This is a genomic window from Burkholderia sp. E168m15 (assembly GCF_016586105.1).
GTDB lineage: Bacteria > Pseudomonadota > Gammaproteobacteria > Burkholderiales > Burkholderiaceae > Burkholderia > Burkholderia orbicola.
This window is the reverse complement of the sequence record NZ_BCPO01000110.1, coordinates 1-18,556: the sequence shown is the minus strand read 5'-3', so window position 1 is coordinate 18,556 and position 18,556 is coordinate 1. Positions and strand designations below refer to the sequence as shown.

18 protein-coding genes are annotated in these 18,556 nt (G+C 68.7%); 7 read left to right on the top strand and 11 right to left on the bottom strand.

The features are described 5' to 3' along the window. Positions 1 to 8: 8 nt before the first annotated feature. Together JMF86_RS17895 and JMF86_RS17890 are read right to left on the bottom strand one after the other, a co-directional pair. Positions 9 to 1,178: a cytochrome P450 gene (locus JMF86_RS17895; protein ID WP_078041576.1), complete on the bottom strand. Its 1,170-nt coding sequence runs from the start codon at positions 1,176 to 1,178 to the stop codon at positions 9 to 11. Between the two features lie 105 nt (positions 1,179 to 1,283). Beyond that, positions 1,284 to 1,550, bottom strand: a complete 267-nt coding sequence (locus tag JMF86_RS17890) for a YodC family protein (RefSeq protein WP_006480798.1) — start codon at positions 1,548 to 1,550, stop codon at positions 1,284 to 1,286. A gap of 145 nt (positions 1,551 to 1,695) precedes the next feature. On the opposite strand from JMF86_RS17890, the gene JMF86_RS17885 reads away from it, so the two are divergent. Further along, positions 1,696 to 1,947 carry a hypothetical protein gene (locus tag JMF86_RS17885; protein ID WP_125381606.1) on the top strand — a complete coding sequence of 84 codons (252 nt, stop codon included), beginning with the start codon at positions 1,696 to 1,698 and terminating at the stop codon, positions 1,945 to 1,947. Here the strand turns inward: JMF86_RS17885 and JMF86_RS17880 are convergent. From JMF86_RS17880 to JMF86_RS17860, 5 genes are all read right to left on the bottom strand, one after another. Next, positions 1,895 to 2,755, bottom strand: a complete 861-nt coding sequence (locus JMF86_RS17880) for an oxaloacetate decarboxylase (RefSeq protein WP_012339646.1) — start codon at positions 2,753 to 2,755, stop codon at positions 1,895 to 1,897. The genes JMF86_RS17885 and JMF86_RS17880 overlap by 53 nt on opposite strands. Before the next feature lie 145 nt (positions 2,756 to 2,900). Next, a complete protein-coding gene (locus JMF86_RS17875) occupies positions 2,901 to 4,568 on the bottom strand; it encodes an ankyrin repeat domain-containing protein (RefSeq protein ID WP_078041577.1) in 1,668 nt (555 codons plus the stop codon). A gap of 182 nt (positions 4,569 to 4,750) precedes the next feature. Then, complete coding sequence (locus tag JMF86_RS17870; RefSeq protein ID WP_012339644.1) at positions 4,751 to 5,176, bottom strand: N-acetyltransferase; 426 nt, start codon at positions 5,174 to 5,176, stop codon at positions 4,751 to 4,753. Positions 5,177 to 5,233: 57 nt separating this feature from the next. Next, positions 5,234 to 6,094: a MurR/RpiR family transcriptional regulator gene (locus JMF86_RS17865; protein WP_027812727.1), complete on the bottom strand. Its 861-nt coding sequence runs from the start codon at positions 6,092 to 6,094 to the stop codon at positions 5,234 to 5,236. A 55-nt stretch (positions 6,095 to 6,149) separates the two neighbouring features. Next, positions 6,150 to 6,503: a YgiW/YdeI family stress tolerance OB fold protein gene (locus JMF86_RS17860; protein WP_027808067.1), complete on the bottom strand. Its 354-nt coding sequence runs from the start codon at positions 6,501 to 6,503 to the stop codon at positions 6,150 to 6,152. A gap of 234 nt (positions 6,504 to 6,737) precedes the next feature. On the opposite strand from JMF86_RS17860, the gene JMF86_RS17855 reads away from it, so the two are divergent. From JMF86_RS17855 to JMF86_RS17835, 5 genes are all read left to right on the top strand, one after another. Then, a complete protein-coding gene (locus tag JMF86_RS17855) occupies positions 6,738 to 7,400 on the top strand; it encodes a response regulator (protein ID WP_011547236.1) in 663 nt (220 codons plus the stop codon). 5 nt (positions 7,401 to 7,405) lie between these two features. Next, positions 7,406 to 8,773 (top strand): ATP-binding protein, encoded by a 1,368-nt coding sequence (locus tag JMF86_RS17850; RefSeq protein ID WP_023476026.1) that lies wholly within the window; start codon positions 7,406 to 7,408, stop codon positions 8,771 to 8,773. 325 nt (positions 8,774 to 9,098) lie between these two features. After that, complete coding sequence (locus JMF86_RS17845; protein WP_041489645.1) at positions 9,099 to 9,545, top strand: MarR family winged helix-turn-helix transcriptional regulator; 447 nt, start codon at positions 9,099 to 9,101, stop codon at positions 9,543 to 9,545. Between the two features lie 35 nt (positions 9,546 to 9,580). Beyond that, positions 9,581 to 9,949, top strand: a complete 369-nt coding sequence (locus JMF86_RS17840) for an antibiotic biosynthesis monooxygenase (protein ID WP_023476024.1) — start codon at positions 9,581 to 9,583, stop codon at positions 9,947 to 9,949. Positions 9,950 to 10,527: 578 nt separating this feature from the next. Then, the gene (locus JMF86_RS17835; RefSeq protein WP_011547232.1) at positions 10,528 to 10,728 is read left to right on the top strand and encodes a membrane protein; all 201 of its coding nucleotides are present in this window, start codon (positions 10,528 to 10,530) and stop codon (positions 10,726 to 10,728) included. A gap of 482 nt (positions 10,729 to 11,210) precedes the next feature. Here JMF86_RS17835 and blaPEN-B read toward each other — a convergent pair whose 3' ends face one another. Next, a complete protein-coding gene (gene blaPEN-B / locus JMF86_RS17830) occupies positions 11,211 to 12,149 on the bottom strand; it encodes a PEN-B family class A beta-lactamase (protein WP_011694797.1) in 939 nt (312 codons plus the stop codon). A 136-nt stretch (positions 12,150 to 12,285) separates the two neighbouring features. Here blaPEN-B and penR point away from each other — a divergent pair, with 136 nt between their 5' ends. Continuing rightward, positions 12,286 to 13,176 (top strand): beta-lactamase transcriptional regulator PenR, encoded by an 891-nt coding sequence (gene penR, locus JMF86_RS17825; protein ID WP_011547230.1) that lies wholly within the window; start codon positions 12,286 to 12,288, stop codon positions 13,174 to 13,176. Between the two features lie 482 nt (positions 13,177 to 13,658). Here penR and JMF86_RS17820 read toward each other — a convergent pair whose 3' ends face one another. The 3 genes from JMF86_RS17820 to JMF86_RS17810 form a co-directional block, all read right to left on the bottom strand. Continuing rightward, positions 13,659 to 13,910, bottom strand: a complete 252-nt coding sequence (locus JMF86_RS17820) for a hypothetical protein (RefSeq protein WP_006480787.1) — start codon at positions 13,908 to 13,910, stop codon at positions 13,659 to 13,661. 96 nt (positions 13,911 to 14,006) lie between these two features. Further along, positions 14,007 to 16,229 (bottom strand): amylo-alpha-1,6-glucosidase, encoded by a 2,223-nt coding sequence (locus tag JMF86_RS17815; protein ID WP_011547229.1) that lies wholly within the window; start codon positions 16,227 to 16,229, stop codon positions 14,007 to 14,009. 155 nt (positions 16,230 to 16,384) lie between these two features. After that, on the bottom strand, positions 16,385 to 18,556 hold a 2,172-nt coding region (locus JMF86_RS17810), incomplete at its 5' end, for an autotransporter domain-containing protein (protein ID WP_201317094.1).

Sequence of the window (18,556 nt, the reverse complement as noted above, 5' to 3'; positions counted from 1 at the left end):
CTTCCCCTTCACCGATTCGCGTCGAACTTCGGCATCCTGACGTTGGTCGACGCGCGGTAATCCCACTTCAGTGCGTCGCGCGGCGGCCAGCCGCCCGCGCGCAACCGCGCCGCGAACGCCCCCGCCGTCACTGCCCGTGCGATCCGCTCGCCCGGACACCCATGCGGCCCCGTGCCGAAGCCGAAATTCAGCCCCGCCGGGCGGCCGGGCGTCAGCCGGTGCGGATCGCGATGCACGGCCGGATCGCGGTTCGCCGCGGCCAGCACGACGAGGATCGCGTCGCCGGCTTCGACACTCACGCCTTCGATCATCGTGCGTGCCGCGACGAAGCGGCGCGTGTTCTGCACCGGCGTATCGAAACGTCCAACTTCGGCGACGAATGCATCGAGCGCGGCCGCATCCGGCACCCCGCCTGAGTCGCCCACGTCGCCGTTCCATGCCACGAGCACATTGCCGAGCCATGCGGCGGTCGCCTCGCACGTCTGCGACAACAACCCGACCAGATTCGCAACCAGCGCGCCGCTCGCGTGCCAGCCCGACGCGCGGGCCGCCTGCTGCACCGCGGCGACCAGCGTGCCGTCGTGCGCACGCGACTGCGCGACACGTTCCGTCATCCGGTCGAGCAGATGCCGCGCAGCGTCGCTCGCGCGCGCCAGCGCCGCGGCATCCGACAGCGGCGACAGCGCGGCGACGAACTCGACGACGCGCGCCGCGATGTCGTCGAGCTGCGTTTCGTCGAAACCGAGCAGATCGGCCACCGCGCACACGGGCACGGTCAGGCACCACGCGTTCAGCGCGTCGGCATCGCCGGGCGCCGGCAACCGCCGCGCGGCGAGCGCCTCCGCGCGATCGCGCAATGCATCCGTATCGATCGGCGCGAACGCCGCGCGCAACGCCTGCTTCGGCACGTCGTGTCGCGACGCGCCATCGTTCATGCGCACCAGTTCGCCGAACAGCGCGCCGGCCGTCGTGCCACGCAACGCGGGCGGCACCGGCGCGTCGAGCGGGCGCACGCGGCAGGCCGGATCGCATAGCACGGCCGTCACGGCCGCCGCGCGGCTCGCGACCCACAGGCCGAGCGTGGCGTCGAACGCGAGCGGCGGCCCGTCGACGAGCGCGGCGTAATAGGGATAGGGATCGCGGTGCGTGACCGCGGCAATGGGATCGGTCGGGTTCATGCGCTCAGTATCGGCGCAGTGCGCCGCCGCATGTTTCGGGATTGCGTGAAATGTCGCTGCGCGGACGCCGCGCGTCGCGGCATCGCGGCGGCCAGCCGGCCGGCGTCAGGCCGCCGATCGATAGCGGTGCGACTGCATGCGCAACCGGACCCGCCCGGCCGAAATCGCGCGCGGCTCGGGCACTACCGTGTCGTGATGGAACATTTCCTGCCGGAACTCGCCGCTTTCGTCGAACCACTGGCAGATCAGCCAGTCGTCGTCGTCGAACACGACCGGCCCGGCATACGTGACGGTCATGCGCGGCCCGCCCGTTTTCAGCGTCACGACATCGCCCACGCGAAACCTGACGCGGTGATTTTCTCGGATCGTCATCGCTCTCTCAGCTTTTTATATATTGAATATATTGATATTCCCGGCGGCCCACTTACCGGTCATTGGAACGTGCCGAAGATTATCAATCAAAAAATCATCCGGCAACTCCCGCGCACGGAAACGCTCTGAACGAGAACCTGCAACAATGCGCGATATCGTCACGCATGACGGCCCGCCGGGCGTCAGATCTGGCGCGGCTGGCGCGCCGGCGGTAGCAGAACGGACGGAAATGCGGAGAATAGACGATGATTTTCGCGCCGTCATCGACGATTATTCGGACGCGAAATCGATTGATTATTGTCAATCAATGTTTCGGTGGAAACGATTTCTGATTTTATTAGAGATCATTCGTCTGACAAAATCGGCGAATTATCCGGCGCGGCAAACCAGCGGTTGATATCGCTTCCCGGCACGGCTGCCCGGGTAAAGGTGAACGTGCCGTCGCGCCGCATCTCCGTCGCCGCGCGCAGGAACGCGCCGAGCGCGGCCCGCGCCAGCGCGCCGCCGACGCTGACGCGCTTCACGCCGAGCGCCGCCAGCTCGTCGAGGCTCAGCAACCCGCCCTGCAGGCCCATGACGACATTGACGGGCGCGCCGACCGCCCGCGTCACCGCCGCGATCTCGTCGGCGTCGGTGATGCCGGGCGCGTACAGCACGTCGGCGCCGGCGTCGCGATAGGCGACGAGCCGCGCGATCGTGTCGTCGAGATCGCGGCGGCCGTGCAGGTAGTTTTCGCAGCGGGCGGTCAGCGTGAACGGAAACGGCAGCGCGCGCGCCGCGTCGACGGCCGCCGCGATGCGCTCGACCGACGCGTCGCGCGCATAGATCGGCGTATCGGCGCGGCCCGTCGCATCCTCGATCGAGCCGCCGACCGCGCCCGCCTCGGCCGCCAGCCGGATCGTCTCGGCCACCGTGTCGGGCGCGTCGCCGAAACCGTTCTCGAGATCGGCGCTCACCGGCAGGCCGCCCGCGGCGACGAGATCGGCGATGTGATCGAGCATCGCGTCGCGGTCGATCGCGTTATCGGGCCGCCCTTTCGAAAACGCGTAGCCGGCGCTCGTCGTGGCGAGCGCCTCGAAGCCGGCCATCGCGAGCAGTCGCGCGGTGCCGGCGTCCCACGGGTTCGGGATGATGAATGCGCCGGGGCGCGTGTGCAGCGCGCGGAAAGCTTCGGCGTGGCGGGCTTGCTGGTCGGAACGGGTCATCGTGAACTCCGGGAAGGTGTTGACGGTGAGCTTACGCCGGTCGTGCACGCGACGTTTCAGCGTTTGCCGAAATGTCGCCGCGCAACCCGCAAGAACGCGCGCCAAAGCCGAATGCAGGCCACCGCGCCGGGCCGCTCGCGTCAATTTACGTCGATGCAGACGCCCCGCCGTCGATGCCGAGCAACACGTCGGCGACGGCCTCGGAGAACCGCATCGCGCGACCGTCGATCAGCACGCCATCCGGATTCGACGGATCGCGCACCGCTTGCGGCACGCTGTGCGCGATCAGCACGCGCGCGCACGCTTCCCAGTCGGGATCGCCGACGCCCTCCGGTTCGTTGACGGACGCCCAGGACAGCGTACCGAGCGCGTCGCTGCCGAATCCGTGCAGCTCACGCCAGCTTGCGCCGCGCGCGAGCAGGAACGCCAGAAGTTCGGCATCGCCGCGGAACACCGCGTGATTCAGCGCGCTCGCGTCCCAGTCGCCGCCTCGCGCGGCGATCGGCCAGCCCAGCTCCACCATTACCTTCACCGCATCACGCGAGCCCCACGCGGCGGCGTCCGGCAGTAGCCGCAGCCGGTCGTCGGACAGCGCACCGGGCAGCTCGGGATGCTTCGCCTGAATGCGCCGTGCGTCGTCGGCATCGGCGCGCGCGCAGGCCGCCACGAACGCATCTTGTGCGTCGAGCGTCTCCTCGGCTCCGGCGGCGCGCAACAGCGCAGCGACGTCGGACAACCCGGCCTGCATCGCGAGCCGGTACGCGCTGACGCCCGCCGCGGTCCGCGCGCGGGGGTCGGCGCCGGCTTCCAGCAGCGCGGCGACATGGCGCGCCGGGCAACGCACGGCGATCGCGCGCAGCAACGGCGCGCCCCACGTCTTCGTCGGTCCTTCGCCGGCCGGTTCGTTGGGGTCACCGCCGTGCGCGAGCAGCAACTCGAGCGCGGCCGCGTCCGGTACGTCGAGCGCGCGCCGCAACGCATTCGTCCCGCCCACCCATGCGCCGTGCTCGAGCAGCAGACGCGTACACGCCGGATTCTCCACCGAGTGATACAACGATTCGCCGTCGTTCGGATCGGCGCCGGCTTCCAGCAGCATCGCGGTGAGCGCCGGATCGCGATTGACGCCGGCGGCGCCATACAGCGCCGACAACGGTTCCGACGCGTCGGGCTCGGCGAGCGAGGCCGGCGGATACCGGTTGCCGATCCGCTGGTTCGGATCGGCGCCCGCATCTAGCAGATGGCGCGCACACGCACGCAGCCTGACTGCGAATTCGGGAAGCTGCCCGAGCCGCGAATGCGTGACGGCGACGAGCGGCGGCAACTTCAGCGCACCGCCGGCGCGCGCGATCCAGCCGGGATCGGCGGCCAGCGCCGCCTTCACCGCGTCGAGATCGCCCGCCGCGCATGCAATCGCCGGGTCCGCCGACACGAGTTCGGGATGATCGCGCAGCAGTTGCGCGGCGACGCGCGGCCGGGCCGCGCCGAAGCCGCCGGTCACGTCGGCGCCGTAGGCGAGGTCGAGCCAGCGCCGGCTCAACAGCGCGCGCGGTTGCCGCGCGAGCGCATGCGTTTCGACGAACGCGCCGAGATCGGCCCATGAAGCAAAGCCGTACTCGCGTGCGATGCAGGACTGCGCGTCGTGCAGGCGGAGCCCGAGCGCGAGCGTTTCGTCATGCGTGCGATGCGCGGCGGCCGGCAGCGATGCGACGAAGCGCGCGACGGCACCGGCATCTCCCTGCCGGTACAGGCGCAACAATGCCTTGGCCTGCTTTTTCAGATGATCGGGATGAGCGTCGGGAGGCAGCTTTTTCATGCGAATCCTTGTGCATGGATGGCCGAAGGTCCGCAATACCGCCAGCACGAAGGATGGGGAAGACTGGATTTGCCGCGACAGGTGGGTTGAACCCTTTCCGCGGACCCGGAAGCGACCTGCATCGCTGCCCGGTATCGTAGGCGACGGCCGTCGGCATCGTCAACCGTGCCGCGCGGCGCCGCTCAGCCGGCGAGTTTCTTCGTCAGGAAGATGCGGGTGTGCCCGACCGGATAATCGGGCAGCTCGCCGAAGCGGACATAGCCGCGCTTCTCGTAGAAGGGCCGCGCCTGGAAGTCGAACGTGTCGAGCCACGCGCTGTGGCAGCCGCGCGCGACGGCCTCTCGTTCGGCCAGATCCATGATGCGCGTGCCGGCGCCCTGACCGCGCGCGGACTCGGGCACGACGAGCAGGTCGACATGCAGCCAGCCGAACGCCGTGCCGCCCCACAGGCCGCCGACCACCGCGCCGGCCGCGTCGGTCACGATCACGGCCAGCGGCCGGAAGTCGACCGGGCCGGCCTGGCTTTCGTTGAAGCGGACGAGCGGTGCGACGATCTGCTTGCGTACCTCCGCGTCCGCCGCGTCGGTCACTGCATAGGTCAACGTCATCGGTTACGTCGGGTAGTCAATGAAAGTGGGTCCAACAAGCCGCACGTGCCGCGCACGTCAAACGACGTACGCGCCCTTCGCGTGCAGTTCCGCTTCGGTCCGCTCGAGCGCCGCGATCGCGTCGCTGCCTTCGAGCGCCAGCAACTGCGCGACCAGCGTCTCGGCCATCGCATGCGCGGCCACCAGCGACGGAAAGAACGACGGGCTGTCGTGCGTGAAGATCAGTTGCGCGTCCGCGTGCAGCGCGATCGGCGATACCGCACTGTCGGTGATCGCGACGATCTTGCTGCCCTGCGCTTTCGCCGCCTGCGCGACACGCGTCGCCTCGGCCGAATACGGCGCGAAGCTGACGATCACGGTCACGCTCTGCTTCGCGATCGTGCGCAACTCCATTTCGAGCGAACCGGCGACGCCGTTGAGCAGCGACACGGTCGGACGAAACAGCCGGTAGCCGTAGACGAAACCGAACGCGACCGGATAGCACGAGCGAAACCCCGCCACGTGCACGTGCGATGCCTTGCGGATCAGCTTCGCGGCATCGGCGAGCGCGTGCTCGTTCTGCGCGGCGGTCGCCGACAGGTTGTGCTGCTGCGCGGCGAGCAGATCGTGCGCGAGCGACGCCTTCGCGTCGGGCCGTACGAGCGAGCGCGCGCGCTGCGTGAGCGGCTCGGGCCGCGTGCGCACACGCGCGACGCACAGGTCGCGCAGCTCGTTCCAGCCGGGAAAGCCGAATTGCTGCGCGAGCCGCACGAGCGACGCAGGCTGGACCTGCGCGCGCTGCGCGACCTTGCGCATCGACGACGTGGCGACTTCGTCGGGATGATCGAGCAGGAAGGCGGCGCCCGCCTGGAATTGCGGGCTCAGCTCGGAAAATTGCGCCCGGATCCGGGACGCGAGTTCGTCGAAATTGGCGGCCATCTTGGTGGGAACGGGAACCGGTCGTCCATGGTATCACCGGCTCCGCGCCCACCGGTCAGCGCAGCACTTCGACGTGATCGGCGTCGACCTTCACGCGGCCCGACCATTTGCGCTCGAATTCGCCGGTCAGCTTCACTTCGTTCTTGTCGCTGACGGGCTGGCCCGGCGCCCACAGCTTGTGGTCGATCTCGACGCGGATCGTGCCGGTGGCGTCGGCGAACTCGTAATCCTCGCCGCCGACGTGCTTGACGATGCGCCCCTGCAACTGCACGTGCTGGTCATCCTTGCCGTTGGCGAGCAGCTCCTTCACGGTGGTCGTGGTCAGCGCGGACGGCCCCGTGTATTGCGCATAGACGGCGGCAGGCAGCGCGACGAGCGCAACCGCCAGGATTCTGGCCAGGTGTTTCATGATCTCGGTCCTCTTCTTCGATGTGGCGCCGCGCTCCGTTGAACGCGACGGCGCCAGATTACGGACCGTAAGATTAAGCAAACCTGAAGGGCATGCCGAAGTGACACGGTGCCGCATTGGACGAGTACGAAAACCGCGCCGCGCACCGCGCGCATTTAAGCTTGGCCTAAGACGCGTACGCTTATCATGGGAATCCCGGGCGCCACGGCGCCCCCGTTGAAGAGACACGAACTCATGCGCGTACTGCTCGTCGAGGACGATCCGCTGATCGGCAGCGGGCTCGAACAGGGCCTCAAACAGGAAGGCTTCGCGGTCGACTGGGTGAAGGACGGCGACGCCGCGTCGCTGGCGTTGCGCGCGACCGGCTACGGGCTGCTGCTGCTCGATCTCGGGCTGCCGAACCGCGACGGTTTGTCCGTGCTCGCCGCGCTGCGCCGCCGCGACGAAAACCTCCCCGCGATCATCATCACCGCACGCGACGGCGTGCCCGACCGCATCGCCGGCCTCGACAGCGGCGCGGACGACTATCTCGTCAAGCCGTTCGAGCTCGACGAGCTGCTCGCCCGCATCCGCGCGGTCAACCGCCGCCATGCGGGCCGCGCGCAGACGACGCTCGCGATCGGCCCGCTGCGGCTCGATCCCGTCAAGCACCTCGTCTGGCTCGACGACGACGAAGTGCCGCTGTCGCCGAAGGAATTCGTGCTGCTGCACGAGCTGATGCGCGAACCGGGCGCGGTGATTTCGCGCGAACAGTTCGAGGAACGGCTGTACAGCTGGGGCGAGGAAATCGAGAGCAACGCGGTGCAGGTGCATATCCACAACCTGCGCAAGAAACTCGGTCACGACATGATCCGCACGGTGCGCGGCGTCGGCTACCGGATCGGTGACGGCACGTGACGCGCATGCAACGCGCGGTCGCGCGCTGGCGCAACGCGTCGCTGCGGCGGCGCCTGCTGACGTGGCTGCTGCCGGCCGCGTGCGTGATCGGCCTGGTCGCGAGCGCCGGCACCTACTGGGGCGCGCTGCGCGAACTCGACGACCTGCTCGACGACCAGATGCGCAGCATGTCCAAACAGATCGTGGTCGGCCCGAACGGCGAGCTATCGTTCAGCAACCACGCCAAAGGCAAGCACGGCTTCGAAGCGAGCGACCCCGATGCGGTGCTGCTGCAAGTGTGGCGCAACGGCACGCTCGTGTATTCGACCGACCGCGATTCGAAGCTGCCGGCGCCCGCGCAGCAGGGCATCGCGAGCGTCGACGTCGGCGGCCAGCCGTGGCGCACCTATGTGACCGAACGCGGCGGCACGACGATCCGGCTCGCGCAGGCGCGGCATGCGCGCTGGGAGGCGATCGCGGGCATCGCCGTCCATCTGCTCTGGCCCGTGTTCTCGATGCTGCCGCTGCTCGCGCTCGGCCTGTGGTTCGGCATCGGCGCGGGGCTGCGGCCGTTGCGGGCGATCGCGTCCGGCCTGAAACGCAGGAATGCGAACAACCTCGAACCGGTCGACGTCGCATCGATGCCGAACGAGGTCCGCCCGCTCGCCGAAGCGATCAACGACCTGCTCGCGCGCCTCGACCGCTCGTTCACGCTGCAGCGCCACTTCATCGCCGATGCCGCGCACGAGCTGCGTACGCCGATCATGGGGCTGTCGATCCAGTCGCAATTGCTGCGGCGCGCGGCGACGGCCGAGGAGCGCGAGCACATCCTCGCGCAGATCCATGCGGGCACGACGCGGCTCGGCCACCTCGCCGAACAATTGCTGACGCTCGCCCGCCTCGAACCCGATGCGCAGGCGGTCGTCTCCGCATCGGCGCCGGTCGATCTCGCCGCGCTGTGCCGCTCGGTGGTGTCGGACCGCGCGCGCGTCGCCGACGCGCACCGGATCGATCTCGGCGCGATCGTCGACGCACCCGTGATCGCCGCGGGCAATGCGGACACGCTGCGCGTGCTGCTGAACAACCTCGTCGACAACGCGATCCGCTATGCGGGCGAAGGCGCACGCGTCGACGTGTCGGCGCGCATCGACGGCACGACGCCCGTGCTCGAAGTCGCCGACGACGGCCCCGGCATTCCGGAAGCCGAACGCACCGACGTGTGGGAACGCTTCTATCGCGGCGAAGGCGCGCAGGCCGCCACGTCGTCGGGCAGCGGGCTCGGGCTGTCGATCGTCAAGCGGATCGCCGAACAGCATCGCGCGACCGTCTCGCTCGGCACCACGCGCGGCGGGCGCGGGCTGACCGTCACGGTGCGCTTCCCGCCGCCGGCCTGACGCGCGGGCGGCCCGAAGGCTTGTCCACAGATAATGTTGGCAAGCTTGTGGACAACCTTCCATTAACGGCACCAAGCCCTTGATCGGAAAGGGTTTGTCGTGCGTGCGCGGCAAATGCGCCAGCCACGGACAAGCAAGCACGCATGCGCGTCAGTTATCGCGAACGATCCGCCCGACCCAAGGCCCGGTCGAGGTCTCGCAGATGTTCGCGTGCTCTCCCACGCTGCGATACAGACACCCCTTTGTCTGTGGACGCTCGCCCGTCAATTTGACAACCAGTTGTCCATTACGTAAAATGGTTGTCAATTTACGATCCGAGCTGGACATGACGAAATCCGACAAGTTGACCGCCGTCGCGCTGTCCGTATTCCGGTTGAACGGCCTGCTGATCGAATGGGGCAACACTTTCGCCGGGCCGCACGGCTTGACCAGCGCGCGCTGGCAGGTGCTGGGCGCGATCTCGATGGCGCCGGACGCGCCGAACATCCCGCAGATCGCCAATGCGATGGGCATCACGCGGCAGGCCGTGCTGAAACAGATCAACGTGCTGACCGACGAAGGGCTGGTGCTGTCGTTGCCCAATCCGGCGCACAAGCGCTCGCCGCTGTATGCGCTGACGCCGCGCGGCGAAGCGGCCTATCAGGCCGTGGTCGAGCAGTGGCAGCGGCATGTCCGCGACATCGCCGGCGACTTCAGCTCGACCGACCTCGACGCGGCGCTGCGCGTGCTGTCGGCGATGTCCGGCGCGCACGGCCAGGACGGCCACGCGTAGCCGCCCGCTTGCCCTCTGCCTCACCAGGAGCCCCGATGCCCCAGTTCAAGCCGATGGATCCGGCCTTTCCGATCCAGCAACAGATTGCGATCGACGCCGACCCGGTCGTGCTCGTCAACGTGTTTACGCTCGCAGCCGCCGACGAAGCCGATTTTCTCGCCGTATGGCAAGACGATGCGGCATTCATGAAGCGACAGCCGGGATTCATCTCGACGCAGCTTCACCGCGCGCTCGGCGACAGCCCGACCTACCTGAACTACGCGATCTGGGAATCGACGGACGCGTTTCGCGCGGCCTTCACGCACCCGGAGTTCGTCGCGAAGCTGTCGGCCTATCCGTCGTCCGCCGTCGCCAGCCCGCACCTGTTCCAGAAGGTCGGCGTGGCCGGTATCTGTACCGCGTGAGCCCGCGTGCGAAGCGTGGCAGCGTGTGGCGTCGGCCAAATCGCGCACGCGGACTTCTCCACAGAAAATGTTGGCAAGCTTGTGGATATCCTGCGCACCGCGACGCTAAACCCTTGATCCGATGGACTTTGGCACGCGTGATGCAGACGCGGCGTGCGTCATGGCCGTCGCGCACACCGCTTCGCCGCACTTCGCATCACGACGCCACGATGATGTCGTCCCGATGCACGTCCGATGCTCGTCTAACCCCGCACGCATACCGGGCCGACGCTGCGCCACTTACCCACAGATTGTGTTGGCAAGCTTGTGGATATCCTGCGCAAGCCTGCGCTAACCCGTTGATCGGTCTACGGTTCGTGCCGCGTGTCACCGTTTCGGCAGCACGCGGTAGCGGCCCGCGCGAACACGGACGATTCAGTGCGATCGCAACGCGGCGCCGATGCCTTGACGCCCCCGCCCGTCACCCATCAAGATCACGCAAGCCGCACGCGGCCGCGCAGCGCCGGGGACGCGCGTCGGCGCCACGGGCCGGCCGTTCCGCCGGCACCGCATGACGACATTTCAATCCGAGGAAGACCATGGAACACTTCACCGCGTGGCAATTGCTCATTTCGCTCGTGCTCGTCGCCATCGTCGTCTATCCGTACGTCCGCATCGTCCGGCGCACCGGGCATTCGGGCTGGTGGATCCTGACGATGTTCGTCCCGGTGCTGAACTTCGTCATGCTGTGGGTGTTCGCGTTCGCGCGCTGGCCCGCCGTCGGCGATCGGCAGCCCTGAGCGTTGCCATCGCGGCAGCGCGCGGGCTTGTCCACAGATTGTGTTGGCAAGCATGTGGATAGCCTGCGCATACCGCGATCAAGCACTTGATCCGAAAGACTTTGTCCGCGCCGCCTCGAAAGCGGCACGCGGGCGGTCAATCGTCGGTTGCGTACCTTCTCGGCGCGTGACGCCCCGCCAGCCACCCCAGCCGCCATGCTTGTCCACAGATTGTGTTGGCAAGCGTGTGGATAGCCTGCGCATACCGCGGTCAAGCACTTGATCCGAAAGACTTTGTCCGCGCTGCTTCGAACGCGTCACGACGGCGCGCGTCGCGCCGGTCGCCGCTGCGCGCAGGCTTGTCCACAATTTTTGTTGGCAAGCATGTGGATATCCTGAGCATGCGCGATCTAAGTCGTTGATCGCACAACGTTTGATCGCGCGGGTCACGACCGCGGCACGGCGCGCCCGCGGCGCTCGCCACGCACGCCGTGCCGCGCCGCTCAACCGAACGTCTGCGCGACGATGCGCGCGACCGACGCGATCACGTCGTCCTTCGCCCGCGCATCGGCTCGCGTCTGCGTGTAGTACACGGCCAGCACGATCGGCGCGCGCGACGTCGGCCAGATGACGCCCGCGTCGTTCGTCGTCCCGTAGTCGCCGGTACCGGTCTTGTCGCCCACCACCCACCCGGCCGGCACGCCCGCGCGAATCCGCTTGTCGCCGACCTTGTTGCCGCGCAGCCACGCGACGAGCTGCGCACGCTGCGCGGCCGGCAATGCGTCGCCGAGCGTCAGCACGCGCAGGCTGGCGGCCATCGCGGCGGGCGTCGTCGTGTCGCGCGGGTCGCCCGGCAGCGCGGTGTTCAGTTCGGTCTCCCATCGATCGAGCCGGAACGTGTCGTCGCCGATCGAGCGCGCGTAGGCCGTTACCGCCGACGGGCCGCCGATCAGCTTCATCAGCAGGTTCGCGGCCGAATTGTCGCTGTACTGGATCGCGGCCTCGCACAGCGCGGCGACCGTCATGCCCGAGCCGACGTGCTTCTCCGACACCGGCGAATAGTTGACGAGGTCGGCCTTGGTATAAGTCACGCGCTGTTGCAGCAAGCCCGGCCGCTCGACGCTCTGCGCGAGCACGGCCGCACTCAGCATCGCCTTGAACGTACTGCAGAACGGGAAACGCTCGCCCGCGCGATGCTCGATGATGCGACCGCTGGCCGTGTCGATCGCGCATACGCCGAGACGGCCGCCCGCGTCGCGCTCGAGATCGGCAAGCGTCGTCGCCGCCGCGGCAGGCGCAATGGCGTCCGCGGCAGCCGCCGCTGCCCGCGTGGCTTCGTCCGGTGCAGCGCCCTGCCGCGACGCGCACGCGGTGACGGTGAGAACGAGCGGCGCCGTCGCGGCAGCCAGCAACAGGGTTCGACGTTTCGATGAGTAGGTCATGTCGGTTGTCTCGTGGTGGAATGACGGCGAAACGGCGTCGAGGGTTTGAAAACGGCCGGCCGCCGAGACCGCACTATCGAGACTTTACGGTTGCCTGACAAGCAACGATAATTGAGCGCTGACAAAAGAAATTCTTATGACGAAGCTCCGCCCTCATCTTCCGCTCAATGCGTTGCGCGCGTTCGAATCGTCGGCGCGCCACCTGAACTTCACGCGCGCCGGCCTCGAACTGAGCGTGACCCAGGCCGCCGTCAGCCAGCAGGTGCGCTCGCTCGAGGAGCGACTCGGCTGCACGCTGTTTACGCGTCTGCCGCGCGGCCTCGGGCTGACCGACGAGGGGCGCGCACTGCTGCCGGTGCTGAGCGACGCGTTCAGCCGCATCGAGACGGTGCTCAAGCAGTTCGACGGCGGGCGTTTCCACGAGGTGCTGACGCTCGGCGTCGTCGGCACCTTTGCCCTAGGCTGGCTAATGCCGCGGCTGAAGCAGTTCGGCGACACGCACCCGTTCGTCGAGCTGCGGCTGCGGACCAACAACAACGTCGTCGATCTCGCCGCCGAGGGCCTCGATTTCGCGATCCGCTTTGGCGTTGGCAACTGGCCGGCGACGCGCAACGAGCGGCTGCTCGATGCGCCGCTCACCGCGCTGTGCACGCCGGACATCGCACGGCGCCTCGCGCAGCCGGCCGATCTCGCGAACGAAACGTTGCTGCGCTCGTATCGCACCGACGAATGGCTCGGCTGGTTCGACGCCGCGCAGCTCGAACCGTGGGCCGTCAACGGGCCCGTGTTCGATTCGTCCCGGCTGATGGTCGAGGCCGCGATGCAGGGTGCGGGCATCGCGCTCGCCCCCGCCTGCATGTTCGCGCGCGAACTGCAGCTCGGCCTGCTCGCACGACCGCTCGACATCGACGTGCGCGCCGGCGGCTACTGGCTCACGTCGCTGAAGTCGAAACCGCTGACGCCCGCGATGACGCTCTTTCGCGACTGGATCGTGGCGGAAGCGGCGAGCGCCGCGCCCACCGAATAGCGCGGCCGCGCTTGTCCACAGAAAGTGTTGGCAAGGATGTGGATATCCTGGGTACCTGGCACCTAAGCCCTTGATCGCGCACGCATTCGCGCGCCGATGCACGGCGCGGGCAGCCTTTGCGCACGGGCTTCGCGGCCTGCGGCATTCCGGCCTGATCCTCAACCATTGCGACGCAATCGATTGCGAGTTGTCCACAGATTTTGTTGGCAAGCCTGTGGATATCCGTCAGATCAGACGCGTAACATCTTGATACACAAGGGGATTCGATCCACGGACCTTGACCGGTCAAGGGTGCGGCACCCGAACGATGGTCGAACCGCACACCGCGCACGCACGGCGCACCCGGCCGACGGCCGGGCGGTTCTCCACAGATTGTGTTGGCAAGCTTGTGGATATCCTGCGTATCGGGCACCTAACTGATTGAGCGCACGGGCTTTTGTGCTTCGTCTGCCGAATCGGGCAGCGCGTGCGCCGCCCGTCCGTCAATGGCGGTCGAGCCCGCCGCGCAATTCGCTCGCCTTGTCGCGCAGCGCTTCGTAGCCCGAACGCGCATGCTCGGGCAGGTCGGGATCGCCGATCAGCGCACCGAGCGTTTCGATCAGGCTGAACAGGATGCCCTTCGCCGCGCCGACCGCGATGCTCTGCGATTCGATCGACTTGTGCAGGTGGTCGACCGCCGCTTCCAGATGCTCGAGCTTGTGCTCGCCGTCGTCGGGCCGGTTGTCGGTCGTCATCGTCTACCTCCGCCATCGTTCAAGGGTCATGTCACGATTCTATGCCGCTGCGCGCGAACGTGGCGCGACATCGCGCAACGTTCGCGCAGCCGGCCGCTACAGCACCGCGACCACCTTCACGCGGCCCGGCTGCTCCGCCGCCGCGACGACCTGGCCATCGACGCGGCGAAACGTCAGCGACACGGTTTCGTCGCCGACGCGCAGCGCGTCGATCCGCAGCCAGTCGACGCCTTCCGGCAACGCCGGGCGCTCGACGCGCACCTCGTGGCGCGACGCGTCGATGCTCACGCCGAGGCACGCCTGCAGCATCATGAACGGCGCGCCGGCCGCCCACGCCTGCGGCAGGCAGGCCACCGGATACGCGGTCGGCGGTTCGCCGCGCCGGCGCGGGAACCCGCAGAACAGCTCCGGCAGGCGCATCTCGAAGCTCACCGCCGCCTCGAACAGCGCGCGCAGCAGATTCACCGCGGCCGTCTTGTCGCCGTAGCGCGCCAGCCCGCGCGCGATCAGCGCATTGTCGTGCGGCCACACCGAGCCGTTGTGGTACGCCATCGGGTTGAAACGCGGCTGGCCGGCCGCGAGCGTGCGGATACCCCAGCCCGTCTGGAACAGCGCGGAGCCGAGCACGCCGGCGACCGCCGCGCCGCGCTCGGCGTCGGGCAGCCCGAATGCGAGCAGGTGGCCCGCGTTCGACGCGAACACGCGGCACAGCTCGCCATGACCGTCGAGCGCGATCCCGTAGAAATCGCCTTCCGGCATCCAGAACAGCGCGTCGACCTGGTCGCGCAGCGTCTTCACGCGCAATGCGTAACGCGTCGCGTCGGCCGCATGGCCGCGCCGGTGCGAGCACGCCGACATCGCGTCGAGCGCCGCGCATGCATAGGCCTGCACTTCGACGAGCGCGATCGGGCCATCCGGAAAACGGCCGTCCGCATGAAACACCGAATCGTGGCTGTCCTTCCAGCCCTGGTTCGCGAGGCCGCGCTCCGACGTGCGCTGGTAATCGAGCAGTCCGTACGGATTGCGGTCGCACTTGTCGATCACCCATTGCGCGGCACGCTCGAGCGCGGGCCACAGCTCGTCGATCAGCGCATCGTCGCCGGTGCGTTCGACATAGGCGCCCGCGAGCACGATGAACAGCGGTGTCGTATCGACGCCGCCGTAGTACAGCGCGAACGGCACCTCGCCGGTCGCGGCCATCTCGCTGCGGCGGAACTCGTGCATGATCTTGCCGGGCTCCGCGTCGCGGAACGCGGAGGTCTCGCGCGCCTGGTGCTCGGCGAGAAAACGCAGCACGCCGCGCGCGAGCGAAGGCTGCAGCCACAACATCTGCAGCGACGTGATGATCGCGTCGCGGCCGAACGGCGTCGAGAACCACGGAATGCCCGCATACGGGTACGGCCCCGTGTCGAGCTGCGTCGTGAGCAGCCCGAGATCCGCGAGCGAACGATCGAGCCACGCGTCGAACAGCGGATTGCCGGTGTTCACGCGCGCCATCGACTCGCGCCGCGTCCGCATCTCGCGATGCACGCCGACGAGCGCGGTGCGCAACGCGACACGGCCGCAACCGGGCCCTTCGGCCTGCGCGGGCCCGAGCGTCGCATCGACGGTCAGGTAGATCGACACGCACGCCTGCGCGGGGATCGTCAGCGTGTAGTCGGCACGATCGACCGACAGCGCGTCCGGCGCCGGCGAGAAATGCACGGTCACGTTGCGCTCCACGCCGTCGAGGCCGTCGTAGCGCAGCCGCACCGCACCCGCGTCGACGCGCGGTGCGCCCACCGTGCCGCGCTTCGGCCGCTGCGTGCCGCGCACTTCGAACATGTCCTTGAAATCGGCCGCGAACGACAGCGACAGCGGCACCTCGGCTTCGCTCGCCCCGTAGTTCGTCAGCGTCAACGCTTCGTACAGCACGTCGCCCGCGAGCACGCGCAGCCGCTCGATGTGGATCACGCCCTCGGGCGTCTCGTGGCCGCCGAGCGGCGGCAGCGGGCGGTTCGTCAGGTGCGCGGTGAACGACGCGTTGTCGGCGCTCGTTGCGCCCGACAGCAGCGACGGCGCGCGGCCGCCGAACGTCAGGCGCCATTTCGACAGCACGCGCATGTCGTCGACGAACAGGCCGTCGTCATGCCCGCCGATGTCGCCGAGCGCGTCGCTGACCACGAACGCGTCGCCGGATTTCAGCACGTACTGGTTGTTGCGCGCGAGGACCTGCGGATCGGCTTCGGGCGCGATGAAAGCGGGACCCGACGCGGGGGTCGGGGGAACCGGCGCGACTTGCGGCGCCTGCGTCGTCGTGGCTTCGGCGTGATTCGGCATCGATGCTCCTGTGTCGAGGCGCAACGCGCGGCGCGCGTCGCGTGTTTCGCACAGGATAGGCCAGAACGGCGAACGTGCGCAGCGCCGAAACGGTCGCGGCGCGCTGCGACGTTGCTTCGTCGCAGCGCGCCGCGCACGGGCTCCTCAGTTACCGGTCAGAATTTCCACAGGATGTTGCCGAGGATCGCGTTGTCGCGCACGCCGCTGCCGTACTGGCCGCTGTACGTGAGGCCGAGCGTCAGGCGCTTCGTGATGTTCGCGTCGATGCCGGCTTCGAGCACCGCGCTGTCGCGCGCAATCGGCACGCCCGACACCTGGAACGACGTGCCGCCGTTCGCGAACGTGAACGCCGACGACGGCCGCACGTTGCCGAACGCATGCCGCCAGCCGACCGTCCCGCGCGCGGTGAACGTGCCGCTCGCGATCGAGCCGAGCTGCGACGCCGCGCGCAGGCCGAGCGTCGAGAAGCCGACGTGGGTCGTCTCGCCGCCGGCACGCAGCGCCGCCGCGCCGCCGCTTTCGGTATAGCCGTCGGTATGCAGGTTCACATACGCGAGGCCCGCGAACGGCTCGATCGCGACCGGCCCGACCGGCAGCGCGTAGCCGACTTCGCCGAACACCTGCGCCGAATTCGCGTTGTAGCCGGCCGAATCGTGATCCGAGAAGCCCGCGAAGCCCGGATAGCGGTCGCTGTTGATGCGATACCACGTGTACGACGCACCGCCGCGCACGCCGAGCGCGCCGTACTGCGCGCCGCCGTACAGCGACAGGTAGTAGCTGTTCACCGCTGCCGACGAACTCTGGTCGTTGTCGAGCGAGCTGTGCGTGACGCCCGCGGCCAGACCCGCGCGCCACTTGTCGTTGAGCGCCATGTCGGCGCCGGCGATGAAGCCCGTCATGCTGCGGTTGATCGACGACGCATTGCCGTCGCCGGCGAGCCGGCTGCGGCCGCCGAACGCCTGCCCCCAGACGACCGGCTGATAAGGCGTGCCGCCGTAGCACCCGTCGCGCGAACCGATCCGGCGTTCCGGCGGCAGCGTCGGGTCGACCACGCCGGCCGTGTTGTCGCCGCACAGCGCGGCGCCGCCCGACGACAGCGCCGCGAGCGGGCCCGACCCGGGCGCGAGGCCCTGACGGACGCGATCGGTCACCGCGTCGCGCACATAGCGGCTGTCGATCAGCAGCATGCTCTTCAGGCTCGCCTGCAGTTCGCCGCCGAGCAGCCCGTACGCACGGCGTGCGGTCGGCGCGTCGGTCGTCAGCACCGTGTCGTACAGCGGATTGCCGGCGCCGAGCGCGGCCACCGCGGTCGCGACCGAGCGCTGGTTCGGCGTGGTCGCGACGTCGGGCAGCGACGTGCCGTTCTGAACCAGCCGCAGATACACGTGGCCCGGATCGTAACTGAGGGTCGGCGTGAGGAACGCGTAGTTCGCGCTCACCTGGGTGAACGCGCCCTGCACGCCCGACGACGCGCTGAGGATCGTGTACGTCGTGCTCGGCTGATAGCCGCTCTGGTTCGCGAGCACCTGTACGGTGCCGCCGTTCAGCGTCGCCGTGCCGCTCGCCGCGAGACTGCCGCTTTGCTGCGGCGTGGCGGCGACCTGGAACGTCGAACCCGGCTGGAACGTGACGTTGCCGCCCACGTTCAGCGCCGCGCCCGGTTGCGTGGCGGCCGCCGTCGCGCCGCCCTGCACCACGAGACCGCCGATCGTGCCGGTACCCGTCAGCGTCGCGCCGTTCTGCACGGTGACGGTCGACTGGCCGAGCGAACCGTTGACGGCCAGCGTGCCCGCGCCGACCGTGGTCGGGCCGCTCAGCGTGCTCGTGCCGGTCAGGGTCAGTCGTCCGCTGCCGGCCTGGGTGAGGGAGCCGGTGCCGGACAGCACGCTCGCGATCGTCACGTTGCCCGATTGATTGACGATCAGCGCACCGTTGTCGACGACGTTGCCGGCCACGCTGCCCGACGTGCCGCCGTTGCCGAGTTGCAGCGTGCCGCCGGCCGCGATCGTGGTGCCGCCGGTGTACGTGTTGTCGCCGGTCAGCATCTGCGTGCCGCTCGCCACCGTCACCCCGCCCGCGCCACCGATCGTGCCGCCGAACGTACTGCTGCCGCTGCCGTTCAGCGCCAGTGCATTCGCACCGAGATTCACGTTCGTGCCGGCCGCGCCCGACAGCGCACCGACCGTTTGCGTGCCGGTGGCGCCGCTCACGTCGAACGTTGCTCCGGTGCCCGCGAGATTCACGGCGCCCGTCGAGGCGAGGCTGCCACCCGCGCCGAGTGCGAGTGTGCTGCCGCCGTTGATCGTCGTGCCGCCCGTGTATGTGTT

What these genes read in the sequence shown, in the direction of transcription:
- JMF86_RS17840 (WP_023476024.1), top strand. Translation starts at nt 9,581, where the DNA reads ATGCCCCAGTTCAAGCCGATGGATCCGGCCTTTCCGATCCAGCAACAG.
- JMF86_RS17835 (WP_011547232.1), top strand. Translation starts at nt 10,528, where the DNA reads ATGGAACACTTCACCGCGTGGCAATTGCTCATTTCGCTCGTGCTCGTC.
- JMF86_RS17855 (WP_011547236.1), top strand. Translation starts at nt 6,738, where the DNA reads ATGCGCGTACTGCTCGTCGAGGACGATCCGCTGATCGGCAGCGGGCTC.
- JMF86_RS17820 (WP_006480787.1), bottom strand. Translation starts at nt 13,910, where the DNA reads ATGACGACCGACAACCGGCCCGACGACGGCGAGCACAAGCTCGAGCAT.
- JMF86_RS17815 (WP_011547229.1), bottom strand. Translation starts at nt 16,229, where the DNA reads ATGCCGAATCACGCCGAAGCCACGACGACGCAGGCGCCGCAAGTCGCG.
- JMF86_RS17875 (WP_078041577.1), bottom strand. Translation starts at nt 4,568, where the DNA reads ATGAAAAAGCTGCCTCCCGACGCTCATCCCGATCATCTGAAAAAGCAG.
- JMF86_RS17895 (WP_078041576.1), bottom strand. Translation starts at nt 1,178, where the DNA reads ATGAACCCGACCGATCCCATTGCCGCGGTCACGCACCGCGATCCCTAT.
- JMF86_RS17850 (WP_023476026.1), top strand. Translation starts at nt 7,406, where the DNA reads ATGCAACGCGCGGTCGCGCGCTGGCGCAACGCGTCGCTGCGGCGGCGC.
- penR (WP_011547230.1), top strand. Translation starts at nt 12,286, where the DNA reads ATGACGAAGCTCCGCCCTCATCTTCCGCTCAATGCGTTGCGCGCGTTC.
- JMF86_RS17870 (WP_012339644.1), bottom strand. Translation starts at nt 5,176, where the DNA reads ATGACGTTGACCTATGCAGTGACCGACGCGGCGGACGCGGAGGTACGC.
- JMF86_RS17880 (WP_012339646.1), bottom strand. Translation starts at nt 2,755, where the DNA reads ATGACCCGTTCCGACCAGCAAGCCCGCCACGCCGAAGCTTTCCGCGCG.
- JMF86_RS17865 (WP_027812727.1), bottom strand. Translation starts at nt 6,094, where the DNA reads ATGGCCGCCAATTTCGACGAACTCGCGTCCCGGATCCGGGCGCAATTT.
- JMF86_RS17890 (WP_006480798.1), bottom strand. Translation starts at nt 1,550, where the DNA reads ATGACGATCCGAGAAAATCACCGCGTCAGGTTTCGCGTGGGCGATGTC.
- JMF86_RS17845 (WP_041489645.1), top strand. Translation starts at nt 9,099, where the DNA reads ATGACGAAATCCGACAAGTTGACCGCCGTCGCGCTGTCCGTATTCCGG.
- JMF86_RS17885 (WP_125381606.1), top strand. Translation starts at nt 1,696, where the DNA reads ATGCGCGATATCGTCACGCATGACGGCCCGCCGGGCGTCAGATCTGGC.
- blaPEN-B (WP_011694797.1), bottom strand. Translation starts at nt 12,149, where the DNA reads ATGACCTACTCATCGAAACGTCGAACCCTGTTGCTGGCTGCCGCGACG.
- JMF86_RS17860 (WP_027808067.1), bottom strand. Translation starts at nt 6,503, where the DNA reads ATGAAACACCTGGCCAGAATCCTGGCGGTTGCGCTCGTCGCGCTGCCT.